Origin of the sequence: Schinkia azotoformans LMG 9581 (assembly GCF_000307855.1) — a bacterium.
GTDB lineage: Bacteria > Bacillota > Bacilli > Bacillales > Bacillaceae_J > Schinkia > Schinkia azotoformans.
On the sequence record NZ_AJLR01000034.1, the window covers coordinates 62466 to 68465 of the forward strand.

Sequence of the window (6000 nt, forward strand, 5' to 3'; positions counted from 1 at the left end):
TAGGAAAAAAATCCCTAGGTCAAATTTCTGCTTATTAATTAATGATATTTTATCTAGCAAATTTATGTTTGCCAATCCATACTGTTGCTTCACGTGAATCAACCCATCTGCTTGTAGAAGTCTTCGGATTATAAAAATATAAAGAACCGTTTCCTTTGCCTCTAAGCGTAAGCGCTTCTTCTACAGCTTTTTTTGACCCTGCATCAGCTGCTTGATTTATAGTGCCATTTTGAACTGGTGTGAAAGCATAATGCCCATTTACATTTTGGTAGACTACTCCTTTAACGGAATTTGGAAATTCTACGCTATCCACCCTATTTAGAATTACAGTTGCCACAGCTACTTTACCAGCATACGGCTCACCTTTTGCCTCTGCCGATACAAGTCTTGCCATAAGTTCTTTATCAGCCGCAGTAATTGATGTACGCGGTAATACTAATTTTTGACCAGAATATAATGCGTTACTAGATTTATTATTAATACTTTTTAGATAATTGACAGATAATCCGTATTTTTGAGCAATTGTCCAGTATGTTTCTCCGCTCTTAACTAAATGGGTTGTTGTAGCTGCATCAGTTTGGGAGTTTAACCCAAATAATGATAATGAAAGAGTTGCTACCACCATTACCTTTTTTAACATTTTCATATTTAGTTAACCTCCTAGATGTTTTTTTGGGACACAAGTAGGTTAACAAATAAAAAAGGGGAAATGGGCATCCAAATTATGGAATATAATCAATTAAAAAGCAGAACCCTTGCTATATTAGTGATTTCCATGAATTCATAAGGTGAAAATTACCACTTTTCCATTGGTGATAATTAACATAATTTAGCTATTTATGGTCTGTTATTATAATTTATCCATTTATTATGTCCTTTGCCCTCTGAAATAAACACTTCTAAGCTAATTGTGCTGCTTCATTTAATTGTTCTGTAGATGTAACGATTTTTTGTGTGGCTGATCCAATCTCATTAATAATTAAAATTAAATTTTCCATATCGGTTTTAGATTTCTGAACAGATTCGAGATTTTCGTTTGCAGCTTTCACAATGCGATCAAAAGCTTCCCTTGTCATCGCAGATTTCTGTTGACCATCTACTGTGAGCTGTTCAACCTCATATAAACTTGAAATAACATTGTCTTTTTGTTCAGTAATTTGCTCAGTAAACTGTTTGATTGAATCAACTGAATAATGCGTTTGTTCCGAAAGCTTCCTAACCTCATTTGCGACAACAGAAAACCCTTTTCCATGCTCGCCCGCACGTGCGGCTTCGATAGCTGCATTAAGGGCAAGTAAGTTTGTTTGGCTTGAAATTTCCTCTACAATTCCAACTACCTCACGAATTTGTGAAGTTAATTGGTTAAGTAACTCGACGGATTCTTTCATAATTATTGTACTTTTGTATACGGACTGAATTTGTTCCTCCAATGAATTTAATTGCTCTTGTCCTTTTTCTGCGAGCAATTGAGTAGTTTTTGATTTTTCTGCCGTATGCTGCCCTTCTACACTTACGTTGTTGCTTTTTTGAATTAAATCCTCAACACTTGCGCTAGTTTCTTCCGTTAAAGCGACTAGATTTTCACTAGTTTCAAATATCTTATCTTTTAATTCCTCTTTTACTTTCTGGAATTCTTCCTCTCGCGTTTCAAGATCTATTTTTTCTAATTCCTCAATAATTACCTGTTGATGAAAATTTAATATTTTTGAAATAGCATTTGAAAGAACTAGGAATTCATCCACTGTTGAAATTTCAGAAGAGATACAGCTCTGTATATTTTGAAATAAAATTTGAAAGCTAGCTATATACCACTTGGGCAACACACCAATTCCGTGGTGATTCCTTGCCAATTGTTGAAGAAATTCAATGTAGGCATCATCATAATGACCATCGAACATTTTTACAATTACATTGGCATGTGCTTGTACCCATTTTTCCTTATTTGAATAGGTAAGGACGACCGTCTTAAATTCAGGTATATTGCACATAGACTGATAATACTCATTAGCAATATGTAGAGAAGACTCTTTAATTACACCTTGAATCGATTTTCCAATTTTAATTTCTTCCAAAGTAAGCCCTAATGCTAGGGCCTGATTGCAAATATTATGATCAGAAATTGAAAGTTTAGCAGGAAGTTTGTCTGCATTTTGAATCCACTCTGTTTTATTAGCAGATTTTGATTTAACTAATATATTGTAAAAGGCCACATTGAAAACTCCTATCGTAACGTAAATTGTAAAATTGGTTTCTATAATATATTTTATTTCATTTTGATACCAACTTCCACTAATAATTCATGAAGGCATAAAAAAGTACATAATTACTAACTGGCCTACATCTATTTGACAATTTCAAACTCAATTTGGTTTAAAAAATTTTTAACTTTATCGCATTTACACAAAAAACAAAAAATCGTCTTTTAGACGATTTAATGAATGTTACATTATCTATTTCGTATCTACTTGTTGTTTTATTTTTTGGAGTAGTTTAATTCTTTTTCAACAGGAAGGTTTAAGCTAGATATTATTTTGTTAACGGCACTAAACAAAGCTTTTACCGAGGAAATCATAATATCAGTGTCAATTCCGCAGCCCCAATATACAGCACCATTCTTTGCAGTAATTCCTACATAAGATACAGCTTTTGAGCCTGAACCCACTTCCAGCGCGTGCTGCCTATAGATCAAATCAGTAAAATCAATTCCCAGTTGTGTTTGAATCGCGTTGCTGATAGCATCAAATCTTCCATTTCCCACACCAGCTAATTCATGTTCTTCATTATTTGTCTTGATCGATACAATTGTTTCGTACTGACCATTTTGAGTGTCTTTGTAACGAATAAATTCGACAGGGGTGTTAATATTCACATATTCATTCATGAAAATATCATAGATTTCATTCGGCATTAACTCCTTGTGTAATTGATCCGAAACATTTTTCACACTGTATCCAAAGCTCTCACGCATTTCAGTTGGTAGATCGATTCCATACTTTTGCTGAAGGATGTAACCGATTCCTCCCTTGCCGGATTGACTGTTAATTCGGATGATATCTCCTTCATATTCTCTTCCAATATCCATCGGATCAATTAATAGATAAGGAACAGTCCAATACTCTCGTTCTTCTTCCTCACGCCATTTCATGCCTTTGGCAATAGCATCTTGATGGGAGCCTGAAAATGCAGTAAAGACAAGTTCACCGCCATATGGGTGTCGTTCGTGAACCTTCATTCTTGTTAATTTTTCATATTTGGAAATAATGGCAGGGATATTTTCAAAATTCAGCTTTGGATCCACCCCATGTGAAAACATGTTTAGTGCAAGCGTTACGATGTCCACGTTCCCTGTTCTTTCCCCATTTCCAAATAATGTTCCTTCAACTCTTTGCGCTCCAGCCAGCATTCCTAGCTCGGCATCTGCCACCCCAGTTCCTCTGTCATTGTGTGGATGAAGGGATAGGATTACATGATCACGATAGCTCAGATTGTCACTCATATACTCAATTTGACTTGCATAAACGTGAGGCATGGACATTGATACCGTAGCTGGAAGGTTGATAATTACCTTGTTATCAGCTGTCGGCTGCCAAATATCAAGTACCTTGTTGCAAATTTCAAGTGCAAACTCCATTTCTGTTCCTGTGAAGCTTTCTGGGGAATACTGAAATTGGAAATTCCCTTCAGTTTCAGCTGCATATTTCTTAAGCATTTTTGCTCCAGCAACAGCAATACCAATAATTTCTTCCTTAGATTTTCTAAATACTTGCTCGCGCTGTGCCACAGATGTGGAATTGTACAAATGCACCACAGCTCTATTTGCACCCTGTAATGCTTCAAATGTTTTTTCGATAATATGTTCTCTTGACTGTGTTAAAACTTGAATTGTCACATCATCCGGAATCAAATTTTCTTCAATTAAAGTACGTAAAAAGGCATATTCTGTTTCCGATGCAGCCGGAAATCCCACTTCTATTTCCTTAAATCCGACTTGTAAAAGCATTTGAAAATACTCTAATTTCTCCTCTAGACTCATAGGGATAACTAAAGCCTGATTTCCATCACGAAGATCCACACTACACCATGTAGGCGCTTCCGCAATATACTCCTTCTCTGTCCATTTCGAACTTTTCGCTGGGGGCATAAAGTAACCTCTAGAATACTTTTCAATATTTTTCATCCTGACTCCCGCCTTTTCATTTATAATGGTTCGTTTATTTAAAATAAAAAAAGCCCCGTCTCTAATAAAATATAGAGACGAGGCATTGCTCGCGGTACCACTCTAATTGATTAATCATCATAATAATTAACCCACTCATTTTCGGTGGCAATCACCACCTATCTTCATAACGGTAGAAAACCGACATCCCCTACTGATTATGTTCAGGGAGTAGCTCATGGATGAGTTCAAAGGCTACAACTACCGATTCTCACCAACCATCGGCTCTCTGACAAATTTATAAATCCTTTTACTATTTCCAATCTTTACTGTTATTATTTAATTAAATAAGATAATATATCGATAAACTCGAGTTGTCAATACTAAATTCACTGAAAATAGAGGTGTAAAACTTAATAACTACTCCATACGAATTTCTTTTTGAACCTTTTTGGTTAATTTTTCAAAAATTAAATTATATGAATGCTGAATTAAATTTTCTATTAAATCAGTGGAAAGATTTGAATCAAAATAAATAGAGTTCCAGTGTGTTTTATTCATATAATAGCCAGGGATAATGCCTTTATAGGTTTCTCTTAACTCTTCAGCACGTTTAGGTTCGCATTTTAAAGTTATAATAGGCTTCCCTTCAGAATCTCCGCCTATCATTGCAAACATCTTCCCTCCAACATGATAACGATCTGCTTGCCAGTCTACCTGGTAATCATGAGTTGTACCAGACAAGGTCATGCAAAATGATTGCAGTTTTTCTTTTTCCATTAAAAAGGCTCCTTATAAAAAAATCTATCTTATCCATTACCAGAAAAGTCAGCATTTCGACATGATAAAAACCGGAAAGTCCTTCTCATGGTTATTATTGGGAAAGAATTGCCCGATTTTAAATTTAATGTAAGCGTATTCAATCTACTGATTAAAAATTCCGATTAGCGGCTCCCATGGGTAGAGTTTTACCTCGAACTTTTCTTCTAATATAGCTGGATCATTAAAAATAATGTCCTCTATCTTCTCTATACTTTCAGCCTCAAAAATAAATAATCCCCCAGTATGATTCATGAATGGTCCAATTGCAATAATACTATCTCCAAAATGTTCGACTAAATAGTCACGATGAGGAACTAAACCTTGTTCAGTATGTGGTTTACCCTCTATCCATGATTTTCCTCTAGTATATAATCCTACAATTTTCATCCAATTATTCCCCTTCCTACTTAATTAATTTCATATTATCATAAATTTCAGTAAATTAAAATTTCCATAAGACCTGCCATCAAAATACCCATAGCTACCAAAAATAGCACTAAAAGGGTACAAAATTTCAAAATCACATAAGCAACATATTTCCAGACACTTTTTGGAGCTTTTACTGCTAACAAAAGCCCAAGGATAATCCCTAAAACTCCTATCTTCCAATCGCTATTCGATAGATTAACCAAGGTAATTAACAGTATTATTACTGATATTAAACCTAAATACTTATTCGTTTGAATGTATTTTTGCGCCAATAATCCCGCATTAAATACTGATAATATTAGTTGTCCTTTTAAAGATTTAATTATAAAAACTCCCCCTATAAAGGTTATTGAACAATCAACCCCCGTTAATGGAACAAGAAATAGGCTGCCGTCCTCTTGTTCAGCTCAAGCACCCGTTAGAGAATTTTAAATTATTTTGGCTAATTATACCGGTAGTCAGGTCGGTTATCTTTTTTAGTAATTGGTTCTACCTGATTTCTAATTTATTTAATAGTGTGAATGAATATCCATTATTGAGAGCGGTTGCCCGTGCTCTTTTGTCGCTATATTGGGCTAATGTGCATTAGATTT

5 protein-coding genes and 1 other annotated feature are annotated in these 6000 nt (G+C 34.9%); all 5 genes read right to left on the minus strand.

What is annotated here, in order from left to right:
• Positions 1-49: 49 nt before the first annotated feature.
• The 5 genes from BAZO_RS02520 to BAZO_RS02540 all read right to left on the minus strand — a co-directional run bounded on the left by BAZO_RS02520 (position 50) and on the right by BAZO_RS02540 (position 5365).
• Positions 50-646 carry a cell wall hydrolase gene (locus BAZO_RS02520; RefSeq protein ID WP_003329673.1) on the minus strand — a complete coding sequence of 199 codons (597 nt, stop codon included), beginning with the start codon at positions 644-646 and terminating at the stop codon, positions 50-52.
• Positions 647-899: 253 nt separating this feature from the next.
• The gene (locus tag BAZO_RS22550; protein WP_003329674.1) at positions 900-2210 is read right to left on the minus strand and encodes a globin-coupled sensor protein; all 1311 of its coding nucleotides are present in this window, start codon (positions 2208-2210) and stop codon (positions 900-902) included.
• A 263-nt stretch (positions 2211-2473) separates the two neighbouring features.
• Positions 2474-4177: a 2-isopropylmalate synthase gene (locus tag BAZO_RS02530; RefSeq protein ID WP_003329675.1), complete on the minus strand. Its 1704-nt coding sequence runs from the start codon at positions 4175-4177 to the stop codon at positions 2474-2476.
• Between the two features lie 70 nt (positions 4178-4247).
• Positions 4248-4492 (minus strand) — a binding site (T-box leader).
• A gap of 84 nt (positions 4493-4576) precedes the next feature.
• The gene (locus BAZO_RS02535) at positions 4577-4936 is read right to left on the minus strand and encodes an MmcQ/YjbR family DNA-binding protein (protein ID WP_003329676.1); all 360 of its coding nucleotides are present in this window, start codon (positions 4934-4936) and stop codon (positions 4577-4579) included.
• Positions 4937-5080: 144 nt separating this feature from the next.
• Positions 5081-5365 (minus strand): YciI family protein, encoded by a 285-nt coding sequence (locus BAZO_RS02540; protein ID WP_003329677.1) that lies wholly within the window; start codon positions 5363-5365, stop codon positions 5081-5083.
• Positions 5366-6000 lie beyond the last annotated feature (635 nt).

Bases quoted from the DNA above. Each gene is read 5' to 3' on its own strand.
- BAZO_RS02535 (WP_003329676.1), bottom strand. From the start codon at position 4,936: ATGGAAAAAGAAAAACTGCAATCATTTTGCATGACCTTGTCTGGTACA.
- BAZO_RS02530 (WP_003329675.1), bottom strand. From the start codon at position 4,177: ATGAAAAATATTGAAAAGTATTCTAGAGGTTACTTTATGCCCCCAGCG.
- BAZO_RS02520 (WP_003329673.1), bottom strand. From the start codon at position 646: ATGAAAATGTTAAAAAAGGTAATGGTGGTAGCAACTCTTTCATTATCA.
- BAZO_RS02540 (WP_003329677.1), bottom strand. From the start codon at position 5,365: ATGAAAATTGTAGGATTATATACTAGAGGAAAATCATGGATAGAGGGT.